The 22,525-nt window shown below is 51.1% G+C and carries 20 protein-coding genes and 1 tRNA gene; 6 read left to right on the top strand and 15 right to left on the bottom strand.

What is annotated here, in order from left to right; translation table 11 throughout:
• Positions 1-26 precede the first annotated feature (26 nt).
• From wzzE to trxA, 5 genes are all read right to left on the bottom strand, one after another.
• On the bottom strand, positions 27-1,073 hold the full coding sequence (wzzE, locus tag OGY01_RS02005; protein ID WP_045449067.1) for an ECA polysaccharide chain length modulation protein: 1,047 nt from the start codon (positions 1,071-1,073) through the stop codon (positions 27-29).
• Between the two features lie 12 nt (positions 1,074-1,085).
• Positions 1,086-2,216, bottom strand: coding sequence for a UDP-N-acetylglucosamine--undecaprenyl-phosphate N-acetylglucosaminephosphotransferase (gene wecA, locus OGY01_RS02000; protein WP_233617306.1), 1,131 nt, complete (start codon positions 2,214-2,216; stop codon positions 1,086-1,088).
• A 203-nt stretch (positions 2,217-2,419) separates the two neighbouring features.
• Positions 2,420-3,679: a transcription termination factor Rho gene (gene rho / locus OGY01_RS01995; RefSeq protein WP_002437993.1), complete on the bottom strand. Its 1,260-nt coding sequence runs from the start codon at positions 3,677-3,679 to the stop codon at positions 2,420-2,422.
• Positions 3,680-3,757: 78 nt separating this feature from the next.
• Entirely contained in the window at positions 3,758-3,886 is a 129-nt protein-coding gene (locus tag OGY01_RS01990; RefSeq protein ID WP_071829085.1) for a rho operon leader peptide, read from the bottom strand.
• A gap of 130 nt (positions 3,887-4,016) precedes the next feature.
• A complete protein-coding gene (gene trxA / locus OGY01_RS01985; protein ID WP_001280776.1) occupies positions 4,017-4,346 on the bottom strand; it encodes a thioredoxin TrxA in 330 nt (109 codons plus the stop codon).
• Positions 4,347-4,585: 239 nt separating this feature from the next.
• Between trxA and rhlB the strand changes: the two genes are divergently transcribed.
• Positions 4,586-5,854: an ATP-dependent RNA helicase RhlB gene (rhlB, locus tag OGY01_RS01980; RefSeq protein ID WP_045449063.1), complete on the top strand. Its 1,269-nt coding sequence runs from the start codon at positions 4,586-4,588 to the stop codon at positions 5,852-5,854.
• A gap of 7 nt (positions 5,855-5,861) precedes the next feature.
• Complete coding sequence (gene gppA / locus OGY01_RS01975) at positions 5,862-7,346, top strand: guanosine-5'-triphosphate,3'-diphosphate diphosphatase (protein WP_225760304.1); 1,485 nt, start codon at positions 5,862-5,864, stop codon at positions 7,344-7,346.
• A 75-nt stretch (positions 7,347-7,421) separates the two neighbouring features.
• Here the strand turns inward: gppA and rep are convergent, their stop codons facing one another.
• Positions 7,422-9,443, bottom strand: coding sequence for a DNA helicase Rep (rep, locus tag OGY01_RS01970; protein ID WP_225760303.1), 2,022 nt, complete (start codon positions 9,441-9,443; stop codon positions 7,422-7,424).
• Positions 9,444-9,527: 84 nt separating this feature from the next.
• Between rep and ppiC the strand changes: the two genes are divergently transcribed.
• The gene (gene ppiC / locus OGY01_RS01965; RefSeq protein ID WP_015960967.1) at positions 9,528-9,809 is read left to right on the top strand and encodes a peptidylprolyl isomerase PpiC; all 282 of its coding nucleotides are present in this window, start codon (positions 9,528-9,530) and stop codon (positions 9,807-9,809) included.
• Between the two features lie 99 nt (positions 9,810-9,908).
• Here ppiC and ilvC read toward each other — a convergent pair whose 3' ends face one another.
• Positions 9,909-11,384, bottom strand: a complete 1,476-nt coding sequence (ilvC, locus tag OGY01_RS01960) for a ketol-acid reductoisomerase (RefSeq protein ID WP_286492314.1) — start codon at positions 11,382-11,384, stop codon at positions 9,909-9,911.
• A gap of 151 nt (positions 11,385-11,535) precedes the next feature.
• On the opposite strand from ilvC, the gene ilvY reads away from it, so the two are divergent.
• Entirely contained in the window at positions 11,536-12,426 is an 891-nt protein-coding gene (gene ilvY, locus OGY01_RS01955) for an HTH-type transcriptional activator IlvY (RefSeq protein ID WP_048223261.1), read from the top strand.
• A 51-nt stretch (positions 12,427-12,477) separates the two neighbouring features.
• On the opposite strand, the gene ilvA is transcribed toward ilvY, so the two are convergent.
• The 6 genes from ilvA to ilvL form a co-directional block, all read right to left on the bottom strand.
• Positions 12,478-14,022, bottom strand: coding sequence for a threonine ammonia-lyase, biosynthetic (gene ilvA / locus OGY01_RS01950; protein ID WP_045449849.1), 1,545 nt, complete (start codon positions 14,020-14,022; stop codon positions 12,478-12,480).
• Between the two features lie 5 nt (positions 14,023-14,027).
• Positions 14,028-15,878, bottom strand: coding sequence for a dihydroxy-acid dehydratase (ilvD, locus tag OGY01_RS01945; RefSeq protein ID WP_045449050.1), 1,851 nt, complete (start codon positions 15,876-15,878; stop codon positions 14,028-14,030).
• A 60-nt stretch (positions 15,879-15,938) separates the two neighbouring features.
• Positions 15,939-16,868 carry a branched-chain amino acid transaminase gene (locus OGY01_RS01940; protein ID WP_045449049.1) on the bottom strand — a complete coding sequence of 310 codons (930 nt, stop codon included), beginning with the start codon at positions 16,866-16,868 and terminating at the stop codon, positions 15,939-15,941.
• Between the two features lie 17 nt (positions 16,869-16,885).
• A complete protein-coding gene (gene ilvM / locus OGY01_RS01935) occupies positions 16,886-17,149 on the bottom strand; it encodes an acetolactate synthase 2 small subunit (protein WP_286492313.1) in 264 nt (87 codons plus the stop codon).
• Positions 17,146-18,792, bottom strand: a complete 1,647-nt coding sequence (gene ilvG / locus OGY01_RS01930) for an acetolactate synthase 2 catalytic subunit (protein WP_286492312.1) — start codon at positions 18,790-18,792, stop codon at positions 17,146-17,148. Before ilvG ends, ilvM begins: the two co-directional genes overlap by 4 nt.
• 139 nt (positions 18,793-18,931) lie before the next feature.
• A complete protein-coding gene (gene ilvL / locus OGY01_RS01925) occupies positions 18,932-19,030 on the bottom strand; it encodes an ilv operon leader peptide (protein ID WP_001311244.1) in 99 nt (32 codons plus the stop codon).
• 353 nt (positions 19,031-19,383) lie between these two features.
• Between ilvL and OGY01_RS01920 the strand changes: the two genes are divergently transcribed.
• A complete protein-coding gene (locus tag OGY01_RS01920; RefSeq protein ID WP_286492311.1) occupies positions 19,384-20,904 on the top strand; it encodes a YifB family Mg chelatase-like AAA ATPase in 1,521 nt (506 codons plus the stop codon).
• Between the two features lie 25 nt (positions 20,905-20,929).
• Here the strand turns inward: OGY01_RS01920 and maoP are convergent, their stop codons facing one another.
• On the bottom strand, positions 20,930-21,268 hold the full coding sequence (gene maoP / locus OGY01_RS01915) for a macrodomain Ori organization protein MaoP (protein ID WP_003018025.1): 339 nt from the start codon (positions 21,266-21,268) through the stop codon (positions 20,930-20,932).
• Between the two features lie 88 nt (positions 21,269-21,356).
• Here maoP and hdfR point away from each other — a divergent pair, with 88 nt between their 5' ends.
• The gene (gene hdfR / locus OGY01_RS01910; RefSeq protein WP_502873398.1) at positions 21,357-22,220 is read left to right on the top strand and encodes an HTH-type transcriptional regulator HdfR; all 864 of its coding nucleotides are present in this window, start codon (positions 21,357-21,359) and stop codon (positions 22,218-22,220) included.
• A 103-nt stretch (positions 22,221-22,323) separates the two neighbouring features.
• On the opposite strand, the gene OGY01_RS01905 is transcribed toward hdfR, so the two are convergent.
• Positions 22,324-22,399: transfer RNA gene (locus tag OGY01_RS01905), tRNA-Trp, on the bottom strand.
• Between the last annotated feature and the right edge of the window lie 126 nt (positions 22,400-22,525).

Raw genomic sequence — 22,525 nt, 5'->3', positions numbered from 1 at the left:
CCCAGCCCCTCACTGCAACGGAGTTGCTAAATCGAGCGACGACGGGTTAACGCGACACCGGCACCGATCAGAGCCCCAACGATGCCCCACATAATCATCAGGAAGGCACGACGTGGGCTATCACGTTTTACCGGTTCTTCCGGCGTTCGCAAATAACGATAGGTCTGAAAACGCGAATCCAGAGTTGGCCCCACGTTCAGCGTGTTCAGCATGGCCCGATTTTGAAAATAGTCCAGATCGAAGTCCGGGCCAACAGCCTGCAGGTTTTCGAGTCGCGCCTGCAGCATCGGGCGTCCGAGTAAAAACAGTTCAGAATCAGGTAATTCATCAGCAGGGACATCGGTTGATGTGCGAGAAATGTTATTTTGTTCTGCAATTTTAAGCGCCTGCTCAATATTATGAACACCGCGAGAGAAAATAGCTTTTGCCACTTCTTCCTGACGTTTAACCTGCGCCTTCATTTGCACAGTGCGCGCAGCCCACGCCCCTTTTAACTCATCGTTCAGATGACCCGCCGCACGCTGGCTGGCAAACGCCACATACTGGCGTAGCAGGTTATTGGCGTCAGGAGCCGTTTCCGCAATCAGCTTCACGCTGTCATTGGTATTACGCGCTGCATCGCCAGCCATAAACTGAATGTTATTAATCAGTTCATCCAGCATTGCCGCGTCGGCTTTACTGTTACCGACCATACGTTGCTTGTAATAATCGGTCTGCAGCCAGAAATCGCGGCGCGTATCCCAGGAAGCAAGTTGCATGACAAATTCTTTATAGGCCTCATCCATTACCGACGGTTGATCCGTTGACGCGAGGCTGGCCTTAATATCCAGATTACGCAAAAACTGTTGTTGGGAATAATATCCGCCCAACATATTAACCGTAGGCTTATCCGAAATGGCCGTTGCACTCCACTCCTGGCGGGCAAAAAAAGTATAGGCGAGCGCAATGAGCGCAAAGGCGAGAGCTATACCGACAATCCACACCTTTCCTGCCCACAAGGTACGAAACAAGCCACGAATATCCAGTTCATTTTCAGCGCTCACGGCGTCTTCCCCCGGTAATGGTTGTGTCATCGCATCCTCAGTTCACTTGGTTAAGTTTGGTTTGCTTTCACGGATTCTTCGCAATCTGCGCTTCACTCGTTTGATAAATCTCGCCACCTTCCAGGCTCGCTTAATGCAGTAACCATAAAGGCCAAATGCCAGTAAAAAGAGCACCAGCATGCCCCATTCAGGGACCAAACGAAAATATTCAGCCAGCACACCGATGGAGGCCAGAATCGCGGCGGCCAGCGTAATCAGAACAAATGCCTGTCGTGAAGTAAACCCCGCACGCATCACCAAATGATGAATGTGCTGGCGATCAGCAGAGAAAGGACTCATGCCTTTACGCAAACGACGGTACATGATTGCCACCATATCCATCAACGGAATGGCGATAATCCACAGTGCGGTAACCGGGCTGATAGGATGCGTTTTACCCTGCGTAGTTTCCAGCAGGATCCAAATAACGGTGAAACCAATCAGCGTGCTACCAGCATCGCCCATAAAGACTTTATAACGGCGTCCAAGAACCCCCAGGTTCAGCAGGATATAAGGTAGAATTGCGGCGATCATGGCAAAGCACCAGATAGCCAGGCTAGTCTGACCATCAAACCACAGAATAAATCCCATCGCTGCGAATGAGACGCTCGACAATCCGCCTAATAATCCATCTATGCCATCTACCATATTAAAGGCGTTAATTGCTGCCCAAACGGCAAAAAGGGTGAGGAAATAACCAAAGGGACCGAGTATCAACTCCCAGGAACCAAAGATATATCCCAGGCTACTCAAATAAAGATTTCCTTTTACCATCATAACAATAGCAATCGCAGCCTGAACAACGGCTCGTATCTTTACGCTTATGTCAAAACGGTCGTCAAGTGCGCCAATCAACACCAGCACACCAGCACAAAAGAGGTATAACGAGGCATGCGGGATGTAATAATCCGAGAGGCCAAACATAAAATTAATTCCTGCAAACACAGAAATCCCACCAACTAAAGGAATGATCCCCTGGTGTCGTTTGCGGAAATTAGGCTTATCCACTAAACCTATTTTTATGGCTACTTTTCGCGCAAAAAAAATAAAAATGGTAGTGAATAAGAAAATACTGATTAGCTCAGATAAAGCAGCGAGTAAATTCACAGTGTATGTGCTCTCAGCATATATCATTTCCTTAAAGTATAATGCGTTACGAGGTCTCCTTGAAGAGACCAACTAAAACATTACACTTCTGACCTCTTGTCGTTCATGCCGCACATTGTGACATCTCTTCGACGCCGACAATAATGACTAGTTTATCCGACCAGACATTAGGATGAATCGCAAAAGCAAAACGCCACGTAAAAACGTGGCGTTTTCGGATGATGCCAGAGTTACGAACGTTTCATCATATCGAAGAAGTCGTCATTGGTCTTGGTCATCGCCAGCTTATTAATGAGGAATTCCATCGCATCAATTTCACCCATCGGATGGATAATTTTGCGCAGGATCCACATTTTCTGCAGCTCTTCCTGAGTCGTGAGCAGTTCTTCTTTACGGGTACCAGAACGGTTGTAGTCGATAGCCGGGAAGACGCGTTTTTCAGCAATTTTACGCGAGAGATGCAGTTCCATGTTACCGGTGCCTTTAAACTCTTCGTAGATAACTTCATCCATTTTAGAGCCGGTATCGATAAGCGCGGTTGCAATGATGGTCAGGCTACCGCCCTCTTCCACATTACGCGCGGCACCGAAGAAACGCTTCGGACGGTGCAGAGCGTTAGCATCCACACCACCCGTCAGCACTTTACCGGAAGCAGGAACCACGGTGTTGTATGCACGCGCCAGACGAGTGATGGAGTCGAGCAGGATGATAACGTCTTTCTTGTGTTCAACCAGACGTTTCGCTTTCTCGATAACCATTTCAGCAACCTGAACGTGACGGGATGCCGGTTCGTCAAAGGTAGAAGCAACTACTTCACCTTTCACCAGACGCTGCATCTCGGTCACTTCTTCCGGGCGTTCATCAATCAACAGAACCATCAGCACGCAGTCTGGGTGATTGTAGGCAATGCTCTGTGCGATGTTCTGCAACAGCATGGTTTTACCCGCTTTCGGCGGTGCCACAATCAGACCACGTTGGCCACGGCCAATCGGAGAAGCCAGGTCCAGTACGCGAGCCGTTAAGTCCTCAGTAGAACCGTTACCACGCTCCATACGCAGACGAGAGTTTGCGTGCAGCGGCGTTAAGTTCTCAAAGAGAATTTTATTACGGGCGTTTTCCGGTTTGTCGTAGTTAACTTCGTTAACTTTCAACAGCGCAAAATAGCGTTCACCTTCTTTCGGCGGGCGAATCTTACCGGAGATGGTATCACCAGTGCGGAGGTTGAAACGGCGGATTTGGCTGGGAGAAACGTAGATGTCATCAGGACCGGCGAGGTAGGAGCTGTCTGCAGAGCGGAGGAAACCAAATCCATCCTGCAATATCTCCAGCACACCGTCACCAAAGATATCTTCGCCACTCTTTGCGTGCTGCTTCAGGATGGCAAAAATAATGTCCTGCTTGCGCATACGAGCCAGGTTTTCCAGACCCATATTTTCGCCGAGAGTGATCAGCTCAGAAACCGGCGTATTCTTTAATTCGGTAAGATTCATAATGGTGTGAGTTCTTAAACTTGGGGTAAATCTCGAACTTAATGTTGTGAATGGTATGGCAGGGTCATCCATGCCTGTTTACGGCCTTCGACTCATGTCTGTTCGCTGTCTGGTCACAGGAAAGTACGCAGAACTGAAACGACAAGACGGATTGAGTGACAAGCCAGGAATCTGTCCACTTCTCGCACGAGAAACAACGGGAAGCAGTGGATAAAACAAGATTCAAACTTAATAAGGTATGTTTAATACGAAGTCAACACTAACTTAGCACGACTCAAGTCGGGCGTCCAGTCATCCGAATCATTTTGGAGTATGGGCGCCCGATCATGATACTTCCTTACGCCAGGTTGGCGTCGAGGAACTCTTTCAACTGACCTTTGGACAGCGCGCCGACTTTCGTCGCCGCAACTTCGCCGTTTTTAAACAGCAGCAGGGTCGGGATGCCACGGATACCATACTTCGGCGCGGTGCCTGGGTTTTGGTCAATATTCAGTTTAGCAACCGTCAATTTGCCCTGATATTCGTCAGCGATTTCATCCAGAATCGGAGCGATCATTTTGCACGGACCGCACCACTCTGCCCAGAAATCAACGAGGATAGCTCCGTCCGCTTTGAGTACATCCGTGTCAAAACTGTCGTCAGTCAGGTGAATAATTTTATCGCTCATAATAACTCCACAGGAATAAGCCTGGTGTGTTGGTGTATACACATCATCCTTCAAGCTGCCTCATTGTTGGCTGCGCTCTGTGTCCCAGTCACGTACTATTGTACGCTCCAGTGACTCATTCACTTGCCGCCTCGACGCATCATGAATGCTTTATGTACTGCATTAACCAACTAAAGGTTGACTTTATTTCACCGGATACGCTTTCGTAAAGCAATAGTAAGCTGATATTCTACCACACTATGAGCAAAACACATTTAACAGAACAGAAGTTTTCCGACTTCGCCCTGCACCCAAAGGTGATAGAAGCCCTTGAAAACAAAGGGTTTCATAATTGTACGCCCATTCAGGCACTGGCCCTCCCGCTTACGCTGGCTGGTCGTGATGTAGCAGGGCAGGCGCAAACCGGTACCGGAAAAACGATGGCGTTTCTTACGTCAACGTTTCATTACCTTCTCTCTCATCCCGCGATTGCCGATCGCAAGGTGAACCAACCGCGTGCGTTAATTATGGCGCCAACGCGTGAGTTAGCCGTGCAGATCCACGCAGACGCCGAGCCACTCGCGCAGACAACAGGACTGAAATTAGGCCTGGCATATGGCGGCGACGGTTACGACAAGCAGTTAAAAGTGCTGGAGAGCGGGGTCGATATTCTTATCGGCACCACTGGCCGTCTAATTGACTACGCAAAGCAGAACCACATTAACCTGGGCGCGATTCAGGTCGTCGTACTGGATGAAGCCGATCGCATGTACGATCTGGGCTTTATTAAAGATATCCGTTGGTTGTTCCGTCGTATGCCGCCAACCAACCAGCGTCTGAACATGCTGTTTTCCGCAACCCTCTCTTACCGCGTTCGCGAACTGGCGTTCGAACAGATGAACAATGCCGAATACGTTGAAGTCGAACCGGAACAGAAGACAGGTCACCGTATTAAAGAAGAGCTCTTCTATCCTTCAAATGAAGAGAAAATGCGTTTGCTGCAAACGCTGATTGAAGAAGAGTGGCCGGATCGCGCCATTGTTTTTGCCAATACCAAGCACCGCTGTGAAGATATCTGGGGCAGTCTTGCTGCCGACGGTCATCGCGTAGGCCTGCTAACTGGCGACGTGGCACAGAAAAAACGCCTGCGAATTCTGGAAGAGTTCACCCGTGGCGATCTCGACATTCTTGTTGCGACTGATGTTGCCGCGCGTGGTCTGCATATTCCGGCCGTAACACACGTGTTCAACTATGACCTGCCAGATGACTGTGAAGATTACGTTCACCGTATTGGTCGTACGGGTCGCGCTGGAGCGAGCGGTCACTCTATTAGCCTCGCCTGTGAAGAGTACGCGTTGAATTTACCTGCAATCGAGACCTATATCGGCCACTCGATTCCGGTTAGCAAGTACAACCCAGACGCGCTGATGACCGATCTGCCAAAACCGCTGCGCCTGACGCGCTCGCGCCCTGGCAATGGCCCACGTCGTACTGGTGGTGCTCCACGTAATCGTCGTCGTTCAGGTTAACTAAGTCATGCTCAACTCTACTTCGCTCTATGCAGCAATAGATCTCGGATCCAATAGTTTTCATATGCTGGTAGTGCGCGAAGTAGCAGGGAGTATTCAGACACTCACGCGAATTAAGCGCAAAGTGCGTCTGGCTGCTGGGCTGAACAGCGAAAATATTCTCTCCGCAGAAGCAATGGAGCGCGGCTGGCAATGCCTGCGCCTGTTTGCTGAGCGTCTGCAGGATATCCCTCAGCCGCAAATCCGGGTGGTCGCCACAGCGACATTGCGTATCGCCGTCAATGCCGATGTTTTTATTGCGAAAGCGCAAGAGATCCTCGGCTGTGCTGTTCAGGTTATTAGCGGCGAAGAAGAAGCGCGTCTTATCTATCAGGGCGTTGCCCACACCACCGGCGGCGCTGATCAGCGTCTGGTCGTTGATATTGGGGGAGCCAGTACAGAGCTGGTAACTGGCTCTGGTGCGCAAACAACCTCACTGTTTAGTCTGTCAATGGGCTGTGTTACGTGGCTCGAACGGTATTTCACCGATCGAAATCTGGCACAAGAAAACTTTGACGAAGCCGAGAAAGCAGCACGTGACGTTCTGCGCCCGGTCGCTGACAAGCTGCGCTTTCATGGCTGGAAAGTCTGCGTAGGTGCTTCTGGCACCGTACAGGCTTTGCAGGAAATTATGATGGCGCAGGGCATGGATGAACGCATTACTCTGGCAAAACTCCAACAGTTAAAACAACGCGCCATTCATTGCGGACGTCTGGAAGAGCTGGAAATCGAAGGGCTAACACTGGAGCGCGCGCTGGTGTTCCCCAGCGGGCTGGCGATTCTGATCGCCATTTTTACCGAACTGAACATTCAGTGTATGACTCTCGCGGGCGGTGCATTACGTGAAGGCCTGGTATACGGCATGCTGCACTTGCCGGTGGATCAGGACATTCGCAGCCGTACGTTACGCAATATTCAGCGTCGGTTTATGGTCGATACCGATCAGGCAAACCGCGTTGCAAAATTGGCAGTACATTTATTCGATCAAGTGAAAAATGAGTGGCATCTTGAAGCTATCAGTAGCGAACTGCTGCAAAGTGCCTGTCAGTTGCATGAAATAGGCTTGAGTGTGGAATATAAGCAGGCACCACTACATGCCGCCTGGCTGGTGCGAAACCTTGATCTTCCAGGATTTACCCCGGCACAGAAAAAACTGTTAGCGACGCTATTATTAAACCAGACCAATCCGGTCGATCTCTCCTCACTCCACCAGCAAAATGCCGTGCCGCCTCGCATCGCAGAACATCTTTGCCGCTTGCTACGCCTGGCGATTATTTTCGCCAGTCGTCGCCGTGACGACTTAGTGCCAGAAATTCATCTGGTCGCAAAGAATGAGCACCTTACGGTAAGATTGCCAGAAGGCTGGCTGGCGCATCATCCGCTGGGTAAAGAGCTTATCGATCAGGAAAGCCAGTGGCAAAGTTATGTCCACTGGCCACTGGAAGTACAGTAACGTTTTACATGCCGGATGGTGATGCCAGCGCATCTTATCGGGTCTGTCAGCACATTTCAGACCCGGCCCGATCGACTATTTCGCTTTCTTTGCAGCCATCATTGCTTTCAGATTCGCCAGGTGACTCTGTCCTTTTTGCATCCGTTCTTCAGCACTCACCACTTTACGTTCCTGTTCCCAGATAACGTCATCCTGCGGTAATTCCAGCAGAAAACGGCTCGGTTCCGGGCGCACCAGTTCGCCGTACTGGCGACGCTCTTTACACAGCGTGAAGATAAGCTCTTTCTGTGCACGGGTGATCCCTACATAGGCCAGGCGACGCTCTTCATCTATGTTGTCTTCGTCAATGCTGCTCTGGTGCGGCAGGAATCCCTCTTCCATGCCCACCATAAACACATACGGAAACTCCAGCCCTTTTGAGGCGTGTAGCGTCATTAACTGCACCTGATCCAACTCTTCTTCGCTCTCCCCGCGCTCCATCATGTCGCGTAACGTAAAGCGCGTCACCACCTGGGTCAACGTCATCGGTTCTTCCAGCTCGCTGCCTTCCAGCATCTCCGTCATCCAGCTGAACAGCGTATTGACGTTTTTCATGCGCATTTCTGCAGCTTTCGGACTGGGCGAGGTTTCATACAACCAGGATTCGTAATCAATGCCGTGGATCAGGTCACGTACTGCTGCAATCGGTTCGCGCTCTGCCAGGCGCTGAATTTCACCCAACCAGTGAGTAAAACGAGTCAGAGAGTCATAACCACGCCCGGTAAGCGTCTGGCTAAGCCCCATATCAAAGCTGGCAGTAAACAAACTTTTATTACGCGTCATCGCCCACTCGCCCAATTTTTGCAGCGTGGCAGGGCCGATTTCACGTTTCGGGGTATTCACTATGCGCAGAAATGCACTGTCATCATCCGGATTGCTCAATACCCGCAGATAGGCCAGCAAATCTTTGATCTCCGGGCGCGAGAAAAACGACGTTCCGCCGGAAATTTTGTACGGAATGCGGTTCTGCATCAGGAATTTTTCGAACACCCGCGACTGATGATTACCGCGATAGAGGATCGCGTAATCTTTATACTGTGTTTTGTTAACAAAGTGATGGGCAATCAGTTCTCCGGTCACGCGCTCTGCTTCGTGCTCTTCGTTATTGGCACTCAGTACTTTTAGTTCAGCGCCATAACCCAGTTCGGAAAAGAGCCTTTTTTCAAAGACATGTGGGTTGTTGGCAATGAGAATATTTGCCGCTTTCAGAATACGTCCGGAAGAACGGTAGTTTTGTTCCAGCTTGACCACCTGCAACGCCGGAAAATCTTTGCTCAGCAGCACCAGATTCTGCGGACGTGCACCACGCCAGGAATAGATAGACTGGTCATCGTCCCCCACCACAGTAAAGCGCGCACGGCGTCCCACCAGCAGCTTAACCAACTCGTACTGACTGGTGTTGGTATCCTGGTATTCATCCACCAGCAGATAGCGGATTCTGTTCTGCCAGCGTTCTCTCACCTCTTCATTGCGCTGTAGTAGCAAAGTCGGAAGCAAAATCAGATCGTCAAAATCGAGAACGTTACACGCCTTCATATGGGCATCGTACAAACCGTAGCAATGGGCAAAAATACGGTCACGCTCCCCTTTAGCGCTAGCCGCCGCCTGCGCCGGAGTCATTAGATCGTTTTTCCAGTTGGAGATCGTCGAGATCAGCTGTTGCAGCACCACTTTATCATCGTCGATCAACCCGTCGGTCAGATCTTTAAGCAGCGCCACCTGATCGGTATCATCAAACAGAGAGAAGTTGGATTTCATCCCCAACGCCGCGTACTCACGCTTGATAATATCCAACCCCAGAGTGTGGAAGGTGGAGATCATCAAACCACGCGCTTCTTTACGACCCAGCGTCTGCGCCACACGCTCTTTCATCTCGCGCGCGGCCTTGTTAGTAAAGGTCACCGCTGCAATATGTCGTGCCTGATAACCACATTCGCGAATCAGATGGGCAATTTTATTCGTGATCACGCGCGTCTTACCAGAACCGGCCCCCGCCAGCACCAGGCAAGGTCCGGTGACGAATTCGACGGCTTGTTGTTGTCCGGGGTTTAAACGCATAAAGGTCACTCAATGAAAGTCGGGAGGGGAGATTTAGAGCATGGTAGTATAGCCAGCCTCAACCATCCCACTCAAGGCACGATCATGGCAAAAACAGCAGCAGCACTGCATATCCTTGTTAAAGAAGAGAAACTGGCTCTGGATCTTCTGGAACAAATTAAAAACGGCGCAGACTTCGAGAAACTGGCGAAGAAACACTCTACCTGCCCGTCAGGTAAAAAAGGCGGTCACCTGGGTGAATTCCGTCAAGGCCAGATGGTTCCGGCGTTTGATAAAGTGGTTTTCTCCTGCCCGGTACTGGAACCCACCGGCCCACTGCATACGCAGTTCGGTTACCACATCATTAAGGTGCTGTACCGCAACTAATAAAAAACCCGGTGAGTATAAGCACCGGGTTTATCTGCCGGATGGCAGCTACGTACTACGATGAAAGTCGGGTAAGCGTTAACGCCACCCGACACATTTTTAGCCCGCGACAGCAATACGCTTCATGTCAGTCATGTAGCCACGCAGCTTCTGACCAACTTTCTCAATTTCGTGGCTGCGAATCGCATCGTTCACATCACGCAGCTGTGCGTTATCTACCGCACCTTCCGCAATCGCTTTACCCAGGTCGCCGGTCTGCAACGTAGTCATGAACTCTTTCAGCAGCGGTACGCAAGCGTAAGAGAACAGATAGTTGCCGTATTCTGCAGTATCGGAAATAACCACGTTCATTTCGTACAGACGCTTACGGGCAATGGTGTTGGCAATCAGCGGCAGCTCATGGAGTGACTCATAGTAAGCAGACTCTTCGATAATGCCGGACGCCACCATGGTTTCGAATGCCAGCTCAACGCCCGCTTTCACCATCGCAATCATCAGTACACCTTTATCGAAGTACTCCTGCTCGCCAATTTTGCCTTCAAACTGCGGCGCAGTTTCAAACGCAGTTTTACCGGTCTCTTCACGCCAGGTCAGCAGTTTCTTATCATCGTTGGCCCAGTCCGCCATCATACCGGAGGAGAATTCGCCGGAGATGATGTCATCCATATGTTTCTGGAACAGCGGCGCCATGATCTCTTTCAGTTGCTCGGACAACGCGTAAGCACGCAGTTTCGCCGGGTTAGACAGGCGGTCCATCATCAGCGTAATACCACCCTGTTTCAGCGCTTCGGTGATGGTTTCCCAGCCGAACTGAATCAGTTTTTCTGCGTAAGCCGGGTCAGTACCTTCTTGCACCAGTTTATCGAAGCACAGCAGAGAACCGGCCTGCAGCATACCGCACAGGATAGTCTGCTCACCCATCAGGTCAGATTTCACTTCCGCGACGAAAGAGGATTCCAGTACGCCAGCACGGTGACCACCGGTTGCCGCAGCCCAGGCTTTAGCAATCGCCATGCCTTCACCTTTAGGGTCATTTTCCGGATGGACGGCGATCAGGGTCGGTACACCGAAACCACGTTTGTACTCTTCACGCACTTCGGTTCCCGGGCATTTCGGCGCTACCATCACCACGGTGATATCTTTACGGATCTGCTCCCCCACTTCCACGATGTTGAAGCCATGGGAATAGCCCAGCGCCGCGCCGTCTTTCATCAGCGGCTGAACGGAACGCACAACGTCAGAGTGCTGTTTGTCTGGCGTCAGGTTAACCACCAGATCAGCCTGCGGGATCAGCTCTTCGTAAGTACCTACTTTGAAGCCGTTTTCTGTTGCTTTGCGCCAGGATGCGCGCTTCTCAGCAATCGCTTCTTTACGCAGGGCATAGGAGATATCCAGACCAGAGTCACGCATGTTCAGCCCCTGGTTCAGACCCTGAGCACCACAGCCGACGATGACCACTTTTTTACCCTGAAGGTAGCTCGCGCCATCGGCGAATTCGTCGCGGCCCATAAAGCGACATTTACCCAGCTGTGCCAGCTGCTGGCGCAGGTTCAGTGTATTGAAGTAGTTAGCCATGGTGATTCCTCGTGATGTTGTGCTTCTTATTGTTCGGTTCGCTGTTGAGCGAGAATGTAACCACATTACAACAGGAAATTTATTGCGGAAATTGATATATTCACAACGTCACATTGCAATATCTGCAACGTCAACATTGAGGGCTAAGCCTGTGGATTTACGCGATCTGAAAACCTTCCTGCACCTGGCGGAAAGCCGCCATTTTGGCCGCAGTGCACGGGCGATGCACGTCAGTCCTTCCACGCTCTCCCGACAGATTCAGCGCCTTGAGGAAGATCTCGGGCAACCACTGTTTGTGCGCGATAATCGCACGGTCACGCTGACCGAAGCGGGAGAGGAGTTGCGCGTGTTTGCCCAACAGACGTTGCTCCAATATCAGCAATTGCGTCATACCCTTGATCAGCAAGGACCATCGCTGTCCGGTGAGTTGCATATATTCTGTTCAGTGACCGCCGCCTACAGCCATCTGCCGCCAATTCTTGACCGCTTTCGCGCCGAACATCCGTCGGTGGAAATTAAGCTCACCACCGGCGACGCCGCTGATGCGATGGAAAAAGTGGTCACCGGAGAAGCCGATCTGGCCATTGCAGGGAAACCAGAAACATTGCCTGGCGCAGTGGCATTTTCGATGCTGGAAAATCTGACGGTGGTGCTCATCGCCCCGGCGCTGCCTTGCCCGGTGCGTAATCAGGTATCGGCAGAGAAACCCGACTGGTCGACGATTCCATTTATCATGGCCGATCAGGGGCCGGTGCGTCGCCGCATTGAATTATGGTTCCGGCGCAACAAAATCAGCAACCCTATGATTTACGCCACAGTCGGTGGGCATGAAGCCATGGTATCGATGGTAGCGCTGGGCTGCGGCGTGGCGCTGTTACCGGAAGTGGTTCTGGAAAACAGCCCTGAACCGGTGCGTAACCGCGTGATGATATTAGAACGTAGCGATGAAAGAACACCGTTTGAGCTGGGCGTTTGTGCACAAAAAAAGCGGCTGCATGAGCCGCTCATTGATGCATTCTGGAAAATTTTACCCAACCATTAAAACCTGGGCGGATAGGACGCTTGCGCCCTATCCGCCCAACGAACGTTAATACTAACCTGCAAGGAAGAAGCGAAACGCCGGGTTGTGAGTCTCATCATGACAGTCATAACCCAACTCGTTCAGTCTGGTTTCAAAGTCCGGTTCATGATCGGCCAGTTCAAATGCAGCCAGCACCCGACCATAGTCGGTACCGTGGCTGCGGTAGTGGAAAAGGGAAATATTCCAGTGGGTACCCAGGGTATGCAGGAATTTCAACAGCGCCCCCGGAGACTCGGGAAACTCGAAGCTGTACAAACGCTCTTGTAGCGGTTTTGACGGACGCCCACCAACCATATAGCGCACATGCAGCTTGGCCATTTCGTCGTCGGAAAGATCCACCACGCTGTAACCACCGTCATTGAGCAACTGGAGGATTTCCTTACGTTCTTCCAGCCCACGGCTCAGGCGCACACCGACAAAAATACAGGCGTCTTTGGCATCGGCAAAACGGTAGTTAAACTCGGTGACCGAGCGCCCACCCAGCAGCTGACAGAATTTCAGGAAGCTGCCCTTCTCTTCCGGGATCGTCACCGCCAGCAACGCTTCACGCTGTTCCCCCAGCTCGCAGCGTTCAGAAACGTAGCGCAGACCGTGGAAATTGACGTTAGCGCCAGAGAGCACATGCGCCAGACGTTCGCCGCGAATATTGTGCTGGGCAATGTATTTTTTCATCCCCGCCAGCGCCAGTGCACCAGACGGTTCCGCCACAGCACGCACGTCCTCGAACAGATCCTTCATCGCCGCACAGATAGCATCGCTGTCAACGGTGATGATGTCATCAAGGTATTCCTGACACAGACGGAAAGTTTCGTCACCGATACGCTTGACCGCCACCCCCTCTGCAAACAATCCGACGCGCGGAAGATCTACCGGATGACCGGCTTCCAGCGCCGCCTTCAGGCAAGCAGAATCTTCAGCTTCAACCGCAATGACTTTGATCTGCGGCATCAGCTGTTTAATCAGCACCGCAACACCTGCCGCCAGTCCGCCGCCACCCACCGGAACAAAAACGCGATCCAGGTGCGCATCCTGCTGAAGTAATTCCAGCGCCAGCGTCCCTTGTCCGGCAATAACCATAGGATGGTCGAACGGTGGAACCCAGGTAAAGCCCTGCTGTTGCGAAAGCTCAATGGCTTTAGCTTTAGCTTCATCAAAATTTGCGCCGTGCAGCAACACCTCGCCGCCAAAACCGCGTACCGCATCCACTTTGATATCCGCAGTCGCGGTCGGCATGACAATCAACGCCTTCACGCCAAGACGAGCAGAAGAAAAGGCAACGCCCTGGGCATGATTACCTGCAGATGCGGTGATTACACCATGCGCTTTTTGCGCTTCTGTAAGGCCCGCCATCATGGCATAGGCACCACGCAGCTTGAAGCTGTGAACCGGTTGTCGGTCTTCGCGCTTCACCAGAATGACGTTGTCGAGGCGCGATGAGAGCTTTTCCATTTTTTGCAGCGGCGTCACCTGTACCGCTTCATAGACCGGCGCACGCAGCACCGCCCTGAGATACTCGGCACCCTCAGGGGTGCCAGACAGGGGTTGTGAATCAGCCATAGTCATTACCCCCCCAATTTCGATTTATCACGTACCGCACCTTTGTCGGCACTGGTTGCCAGACTGGCATAAGCGCGAAGAGCAAAGGAAACCTGACGCTGACGATCTTTTGGTGTCCAGGCTTTATCGCCGCGGGCTTCCTGCGCTTCACGGCGGGCAGCAATTTCCGCATCGCTGAGTTGCAATTGAATACCGCGATTCGGGATATCGATGGCAATCATGTCGCCATCTTCAATGATAGCAATATTGCCGCCGCTGGCCGCTTCCGGAGAAACGTGACCGATAGAGAGACCCGATGTTCCACCGGAGAAACGACCGTCGGTTATCAGCGCGCACGCTTTACCCAGCCCCATCGATTTCAGGAAGGTCGTTGGGTAGAGCATTTCCTGCATCCCCGGTCCACCTTTAGGCCCTTCGTAGCGAATAACAACCACATCGCCCGCTACAACTTTACCGCCAAGAATCGCATCTACCGCCTCATCCTGACTCTCATAAACTTTGGCAGGACCAGTGAATTTCAGAATACTGTCGTCCACACCAGCGGTTTTGACGATACACCCATTTTCAGCGAAATTACCGTACAGTACTGCCAGGCCACCATCTTTGCTGTAGGCATGTTCCAGCGAGCGGATACAACCCTCAGCACGATCATCATCCAGCGTATCCCAGCGGCAGTCCTGCGAGAATGCCTGGGTGGTACGAATACCCGCCGGGCCTGCGCGGAACATCTTTTTCACCGCCTCATCCTGAGTCAGCATCACATCGTACTGCTCCAGAGACTGCGACAAAGTCAGCCCCAGTACGTTTTTCACATCACGATTCAACAGACCTGCACGATCCAGCTCGCCTAAAATGCCCAGTACGCCGCCCGCACGGTGAACATCTTCCATATGGTATTTCTGCGTACTTGGCGCCACTTTACACAACTGTGGAACCTTGCGAGACAGCTTATCGATATCACTCATCGTGAAGTCAATTTCCGCTTCCTGCGCGGCGGCCAGCAAGTGCAGAACGGTGTTAGTGGAACCGCCCATGGCGATATCCAGCGTCATGGCGTTTTCAAATGCCGCCTTGCTGGCAATATTGCGCGGCAGGGCGGAATCATCATTCTGCTCGTAATAGCGTTTGGTCAGTTCAACGATTCGTGAACCGGCATTGAGAAACAGCTGCTTACGGTCAGTGTGGGTTGCCAGCAGCGATCCATTGCCCGGCTGCGACAAGCCCAATGCTTCTGTCAGACAGTTCATCGAGTTAGCGGTGAACATCCCGGAACAGGAACCACAGGTTGGGCAGGCGGAACGTTCAATCTGATCGCTTTGGGAGTCAGAGACTTTCGGATCTGCACCCTGAATCATCGCATCAACCAGATCGAGCTTGATGATTTGGTCGGAGAGCTTGGTTTTACCGGCTTCCATCGGCCCGCCGGAAACAAAAATCACCGGAATGTTCAGCCGCAGAGAGGCCATTAACATCCCCGGGGTGATTTTGTCGCAGTTGGAAATGCAAACCATCGCATCAGCGCAATGAGCATTCACCATATACTCCACCGAATCGGCAATCAGCTCGCGCGACGGCAGTGAATAAAGCATACCCCCGTGCCCCATGGCGATACCGTCATCCACAGCGATAGTGTTGAACTCTTTCGCCACGCCGCCTGAGGCTTCAATCTGTTCGGCAACCAGCTTACCGAGATCGCGCAGGTGCACGTGGCCCGGTACGAACTGGGTAAAGGAGTTCACCACGGCAATAATCGGTTTACCGAAATCATCATCGGTCATCCCGGTGGCGCGCCACAGTGCGCGTGCACCCGCCATGTTTCGGCCGTGGGTGGTGGTGGCAGAACGATACTTAGGCATGCTGTATTTACTCCCGTCTATCTAATAATTGGGACGGTGCGTGCCGTCCCAAATTTATGTTTATTGGTTAACCTGATCCAACCAACCGTATTTATCTTCCGTTTCACCAGTAAAGAGACCAAAGAAGGCTTGCTGGATACGTTTGGTCACCGGGCCACAACGGCCTTCACCCACCTGGATACCGTCAACGCTACGCACCGGAGTGATTTCTGCCGCAGTACCGGACATGAACACTTCGTCGGCCAGGTACAGGGATTCGCGGGACAACACCTGCTCACGCACTTCGATATCAAGATCTTTCGCCAGCTTGATGATCGCGTCACGCGTGATGCCTGGCAGCGCGGAGGAGGTAAATGGCGGGGTAAACAGAATGCCATCTTTAACTTCAAACAGGTTTTCACCTGCACCTTCGGAGATGTAGCCATTTACGTCCAGCGCAATCCCTTCCTGGTAGCCATGACGACGTGCTTCGCTACCCACCAGCAGCGAAGACAGGTAGTTACCACCCGCTTTAGCAGCGGTAGGAATAGTGTTTGGTGCAACACGGTTCCACGAGGAAACCATCGCATCGATCCCCTGATCCAGCGCTTCAGCGCCCAGATACGCCCCCCACGGGAACGCAGCGATGATCACATCCGTGGTGTATCCTGCCGGCGGGTTAACGCCCATACCCACATCGCCAACAAATACCAGCGGACGGATATAGGCGCTGGTCAGATTATTTTTGCGGATCACCGCGCGACAGGCTTCCATCAGTTCATCAACGCTCTGAGATACCGGAAAACGATAGATCTTGGCTGAATCACGCAGACGCTGCATATGTTCGCGATGACGGAACACCACCGGGCCTTTGTGAGAATCGTAGCAACGGATACCTTCAAAAACTGAAGTACCATAGTGCAATGCGTGGGACATCACGTGAACCTTCGCATCTTCCCAACGAATCATCTCGCCATTGGACCAAATGTAATCAGCTTTTTTCGTCGTCATTTTTCTTCCTTTTGCGCTCAGGCGCGGATTTGTTGTGATGTGGTAGAACTCTGGCAGATAGCAACATGTGCAACATCGACCAGTTTAGTTAACTGACTAAACAGTAAGTCGGCCGACCGGGGGCTGGCAACGGTCAATTCGATATTTATATTTTGAGCATCGGAAGCTGCTTCCATGTTCATGGAACACACCTGAAAACCACGATGGCGTACCACGCGTAAAACACGTTCTAACGTTTCCGGATTGAAACGAGCCTCAACGGCGACCTGATGTTGCATCATGATAATTTCTCCAGCATTTCTGAGTTACTGGCACCTGGCGGTACCAGAGGCCAGACGTTCTCAAGTTCGTCGATTGAGACATGAAGCAGGTATGGACCCTCACTATTCAGCATAGTGTCGAGTGCCGCTTCAACCTGGTCTTTACGGGTAATGTGTTGGCCAGGGATGCCGAAGGCGCTGGCTAACATAAGAAAATCGGGGTTATCGGTAAGAGTGGTTTCGCTATAACGTTCCTGGAAAAACAGCTGCTGCCATTGTCGCACCATGCCTAACCGCTGGTTATCGAGTAAGACAATCTTCAGCGGCAACTGCTTGCGTTTTACGGTGCCCAGCTCTTGTACGTTCATCATAAAAGAGCCGTCACCGGAGATACAGATTACCGTATCGTCCGGGCGAGCCACCTGTGCGCCTACCGCCGCAGGTAAGCCAAAACCCATTGTCCCAAGGCCACTGGAGGTGATGAAGTTCTCCGGGCGAGCGTAGGTCATGTGCTGTGCGGACCACATCTGATGCTGACCGACATCGGTGGTGACTACGCTATCGGCAGGTTTACGGTCGGACAATTGTTTTAATAACAATGGCGCGTAGATAGCTTCGCCAGGATGATCGTAGCGCCAGGCATGTTCAGCCCGCATATCTGTGGCATATTGGCACCATTCGTTGATGGTCAACGGTTGTTGTAATGCGGGTAACAGCGTATTCAAATCACCTTGCAGCGCAACGTGCGCCTGACGCAGCTTGTTCATCTCGGCCGGATCGATATCCATATGGATCACGTTGGCATTCGGTGCGAAAGTATTCAACTTACCGGTCACCCGGTCATCAAAACGAGCACCGACAGCAATCAGCAAGTCGCACTCCTGCACGGCAAAGTTTGCAGCTTTGGTACCGTGCATTCCCAACATACCCAGGTAGTACGGGTACGCTGCATCGACAGAACCCAGACCTTTCAGTGTACAAACCGCTGGGATCTGCGTTACTGCAATGAACTCACGCAGAGCCGGAACCGCCTGCGCCATGCCCACACCGCCGCCAACGTACAGAACCGGCTTTTGTGCCTGCGCCAGCATCTTACGGGCTTGTTCAACCTCAGGATATGGGAAAGCCGCTGCGTTTTCGACGGTAGAAAAATAGGGTTCCAGCGACCCACTGGCCAGTTGGATATCCTTTGGGATATCCACCAATACCGGGCCTGGGCGACCAGAATTCGCAACCTCGAAAGCTTCAGCCAGGATGCGTGGTAACTCTTCAAATGATTGCACCAAAAAACTGTGTTTAGTACATGCCAACGACAATCCCAGAACGTCCACTTCCTGGAACGCATCGGTTCCGATAAACGGGGAGGACACCTGGCCGGTGATGGCAACAACGGGAACGGAATCTAACAAGGCATCAGCCAGACCGGTGATCAGGTTAGTAGCACCTGGACCAGAGGTGGCAATACAAACGCCGGTTTTACCCGTTGAACGGGCATAGCCAATCGCCGCCATCGCCGCACCCTGCTCGTGTCGGCACAACAAGTGTTCTACGCCACCGTCATACAATGCATCGTAAACCGGCATAATTGCGCCCCCGGGATAACCAAAGACGGTTTTAACCCCTTGTGCACGCAACGCATGTACCACCCACTGTGCCCCATTCATAGTTACATCCCCGCCGTAAATCTTGAGAAACAGAATTTTATGCTACCGTTCACTTTCTGCTCCTCGTTTATGTTTTTAAGGTCAAAAAAAACCCCCGGACCTTTCGGTGCGGGGGTCTTAGTTCGTTAAGGCTTGTTTTCTAAGCCTTTCCTCGTCCAAGTGCAGCCCCGCACGGTGGGATAATAATCACCACCACGCTAATCACGACCAGGCTAATCACTCGTAGAAGGGCTGTCATTTTTGTATTTTCTTGCATCTTGTTCGAAGGAATACCTAAAGAGTTACCATAGAATTTAAAGATGACACAAGATATTTTTACATTCATTTTTCTGACGCAGTTAACGGTTTATATAAACACCGTTGTTTTTTATACAAAAAATAGAAAATGAAAATATTTCACGTTATTGAGCAATTTCGACGGCGCTATCTATCGACTTTGAGCTGATTAACTTACCTTTGCTAGCACGATTCCAGAGGTTACATAGGCAGTTTGCAATTACACAAAAATACGTGAATAAGCATCTAAAAACATCAAAAAGACAAGATATTGCCGCTATTTTTTACGACATAATACCTATCTCAGGAGGGGATATGTCACTGTCAATTGTCTACACACGCGCCGCGCTTGGTGTGAATGCGCCACCCATTACCATTGAGGTACATATCAGCAATGGTCTGCCAGGTTTAACCATGGTGGGGTTACCCGAAACGACGGTGAAAGAAGCCCGCGATCGGGTTCGCAGTGCGATTATTAATAGCGGGTATGAATTCCCGGCAAAAAAGATAACGATTAACCTCGCCCCGGCAGATCTTCCCAAAGAAGGGGGGAGATACGATTTACCTATCGCCATCGCGCTTCTGGCCGCTTCTGAGCAGCTTACAACTCATAATCTCAACACATATGAGCTGGTAGGCGAATTAGCGCTTACAGGCGCACTACGCGGCGTTCCAGGAGCTATATCCAGCGCGACCGAAGCAATTCGTGCAGGCAGGCAAATTATTGTCGCAAAAGAGAATGCAGCAGAAGTTGGACTGATACACGGTGAAGGGTGTTTGATTGCCGATCACTTGCAGGCCGTATGCGCATTTCTGGAAGGTAAGCATGATTTGGAAAGGCCGATATCCGCAGATTCCACACCCAGAGTTTTTCCTGATGACCTTAGTGACGTCATCGGTCAGGAACAGGGTAAACGAGGGTTAGAGATCACCGCTGCAGGCGGTCACAATCTCCTGCTAATTGGTCCTCCCGGGACGGGGAAAACGATGCTGGCAAGTCGTCTGAGAGGGTTGTTACCACCTCTTAGCAATGACGAGGCTCTGGAAAGCGCCGCAATTCTCAGTCTGGTCAATTCCGACACGATACAAAAGCAGTGGAAGCAACGTCCATTTCGCTCACCTCATCACAGCGCCTCATTAACCGCAATGGTGGGTGGTGGATCCATTCCCGCGCCAGGAGAAATTTCTCTGGCACATAACGGCGTATTGTTTCTGGATGAATTACCCGAGTTTGAACGGCGTACGTTGGATGCACTACGCGAACCTATTGAATCCGGGCAGATCCATTTATCACGCACTCGGGCAAAAATAACTTACCCTGCACGATTTCAACTGGTTGCTGCAATGAACCCAAGCCCAACGGGCCACTATCAGGGAAACCACAACCGTTGTACCCCAGAGCAAACGCTACGTTATCTCAGTCGATTATCAGGTCCTTTTCTCGACCGCTTCGATCTCTCACTCGAAGTACCCCTGCCGCCTCCAGGCATACTTAGCCAGAGCGTAATGAAAGGAGAAGACAGCGCTACAGTGAAGAAACGCGTCATGGTGGCAAGAGAGCGTCAGTATCAGCGACAAAAGAAATTAAACGCGCATCTGAATAGCCAGGATATACATAAATTTTGCGAGCTGCGCAGCGATGACGCACGCTGGCTGGAAGAAACGTTAGCGCACCTTGGATTATCCATCCGCGCCTGGCTACGGCTGATAAAGGTCGCTCGAACTATTGCAGATATTGAACAATGCGACCATATAACCCGCCAGCACTTACAGGAAGCTGTTGGTTATCGGGCAATAGACAGATTATTAATTCATTTGCAGAAACTACTGGCATAAAAAAAGGGCTTTCGCCCTTTTTTTATTAATCATCTGACTCGGTGTAATCTTCAGCACCTTCTACCTGAGGTTTCCCGCCAGACAGAGTGTGGAAACGCTTCGGACGCTTAATACGCGTCATGTATTTAGACCACACACGTTCAGCTTCGGTAACCGGCTCACGTTCACCACGGCATACCGCAACAAACAGTTTTTCTTCTTCAGTTACCGGTTCACGCTTGCCCAGATCCAACTCATTGAAGGCATAACCGTGACGCTCAAGCAGCTGTGCCTCTTTAATGGTGAAATCACCATGACGGGAGAATCCGCGGGGATAATATTTATTGTCGAAATATCGATTAGTCGTCGTAAAGCTTTCCGCCATCCTGCACGCTCCTAATTCTTTGGCCGAGCTATTTATGGCGCGGAGTATTAGTTACGCTTGACAGAGCGTCAAACAAAAGATTTAAATCATTACGACAAATAATTTTACGGAGCGAGTTGTGGATACGGAATTGTTAAAAACTTTCCTGGAAGTTAGCCGGACACGCCACTTTGGTCGGGCTGCTGAAGCGCTCTACCTGACCCAATCGGCAGTAAGTTTTCGGATCAGACAGCTGGAAAATCAACTTGGTGTGAACCTCTTCACCCGACACAGAAACAATATCCGTTTGACCGCTGCGGGTGAAAAATTATTGCCCTATGCAGAAACGCTGATGAATACGTGGCAAGCAGCACGTAAGGAAGTTGCAAATACCTCGCGACATAATGAGTTTTCTATCGGAGCCAGCGCATCCCTTTGGGAGTGCATGCTTAATAACTGGTTGGGTCGTTTGTATCAGTTGCAAGAGCCACAATCCAGCCTGCAATTTGAAGCCAGGATCTCTCAGCGTCAGTCATTAGTTAAACAGCTTCATGAGCGACAACTTGATCTGCTGATCACAACTGAAGCCCCAAAAATGGACGAATTTAGTAGCCAATTGCTGGGATATTTCACGCTGGCACTTTATTGCAGTACACCATCACTAACAAAAGATGAATTGAATTATTTGCGCCTGGAATGGGGGCCGGACTTTCAACAACATGAAACTGGATTGATCGCAGCCGATGAAGTTCCGGTGCTTACCACCAGTTCAGCTGAACTGGCAAGGCAACAACTTTCTGTACTTAAGGGGTTTAGCTGGCTTCCCGTCAATTGGGCAAAAGCAAAAAGCGATCTCCACACAGTTGCCGACAGCGCTACGCTTTCACGTCCATTGTATGCAGTTTGGCTACAAAATAGCGATAAGTACCCGCTTATTCGAGATCTTCTAAAAACGAATATTTTGGAAGGTTAGAGAAAATACTGGCAAGGATGCCGGGAAACTGAAATCAGGAGGGTCTATTGGCACAATTTTCAGGTAAAAAAAAATCCTTAGCAAAAATGCTAAGGATTGTTTCTGGCAGGGGCGGAGAGACTCGAACTCGCGACACCCGGTTTTGGAGACCGGTGCTCTACCAACTGAGCTACGCCCCTAAATTTTATTATCATTAAGCCTGCATTAATAGCAGGCTTAATTTTCTAATAAGTGGCGGAACGGACGGGACTCGAACCCGCGACCCCCTGCGTGACAGGCAGGTATTCTAACCAACTGAACTACCG

Source organism: Citrobacter sp. Cm038 (genome assembly GCF_030333105.1).
Classification (GTDB): Bacteria; Pseudomonadota; Gammaproteobacteria; order Enterobacterales; family Enterobacteriaceae; genus Citrobacter; species Citrobacter murliniae.
This window is presented reverse-complemented; position numbering and strand designations above follow the sequence as displayed.

Bases quoted from the DNA above. Each gene is read 5' to 3' on its own strand.
- wzzE (WP_045449067.1), bottom strand. From the start codon at position 1,073: ATGACACAACCATTACCGGGGGAAGACGCCGTGAGCGCTGAAAATGAA.
- wecA (WP_233617306.1), bottom strand. From the start codon at position 2,216: ATGATATATGCTGAGAGCACATACACTGTGAATTTACTCGCTGCTTTA.
- rho (WP_002437993.1), bottom strand. From the start codon at position 3,679: ATGAATCTTACCGAATTAAAGAATACGCCGGTTTCTGAGCTGATCACT.
- trxA (WP_001280776.1), bottom strand. From the start codon at position 4,346: ATGAGCGATAAAATTATTCACCTGACTGACGACAGTTTTGACACGGAT.
- rhlB (WP_045449063.1), top strand. From the start codon at position 4,586: ATGAGCAAAACACATTTAACAGAACAGAAGTTTTCCGACTTCGCCCTG.
- gppA (WP_225760304.1), top strand. From the start codon at position 5,862: ATGCTCAACTCTACTTCGCTCTATGCAGCAATAGATCTCGGATCCAAT.
- rep (WP_225760303.1), bottom strand. From the start codon at position 9,443: ATGCGTTTAAACCCCGGACAACAACAAGCCGTCGAATTCGTCACCGGA.
- ppiC (WP_015960967.1), top strand. From the start codon at position 9,528: ATGGCAAAAACAGCAGCAGCACTGCATATCCTTGTTAAAGAAGAGAAA.
- ilvC (WP_286492314.1), bottom strand. From the start codon at position 11,384: ATGGCTAACTACTTCAATACACTGAACCTGCGCCAGCAGCTGGCACAG.
- ilvA (WP_045449849.1), bottom strand. From the start codon at position 14,022: ATGGCTGATTCACAACCCCTGTCTGGCACCCCTGAGGGTGCCGAGTAT.
- ilvD (WP_045449050.1), bottom strand. From the start codon at position 15,878: ATGCCTAAGTATCGTTCTGCCACCACCACCCACGGCCGAAACATGGCG.
- OGY01_RS01940 (WP_045449049.1), bottom strand. From the start codon at position 16,868: ATGACGACGAAAAAAGCTGATTACATTTGGTCCAATGGCGAGATGATT.
- ilvM (WP_286492313.1), bottom strand. From the start codon at position 17,149: ATGATGCAACATCAGGTCGCCGTTGAGGCTCGTTTCAATCCGGAAACG.
- ilvG (WP_286492312.1), bottom strand. From the start codon at position 18,792: ATGAATGGGGCACAGTGGGTGGTACATGCGTTGCGTGCACAAGGGGTT.
- ilvL (WP_001311244.1), bottom strand. From the start codon at position 19,030: ATGACAGCCCTTCTACGAGTGATTAGCCTGGTCGTGATTAGCGTGGTG.
- OGY01_RS01920 (WP_286492311.1), top strand. From the start codon at position 19,384: ATGTCACTGTCAATTGTCTACACACGCGCCGCGCTTGGTGTGAATGCG.
- maoP (WP_003018025.1), bottom strand. From the start codon at position 21,268: ATGGCGGAAAGCTTTACGACGACTAATCGATATTTCGACAATAAATAT.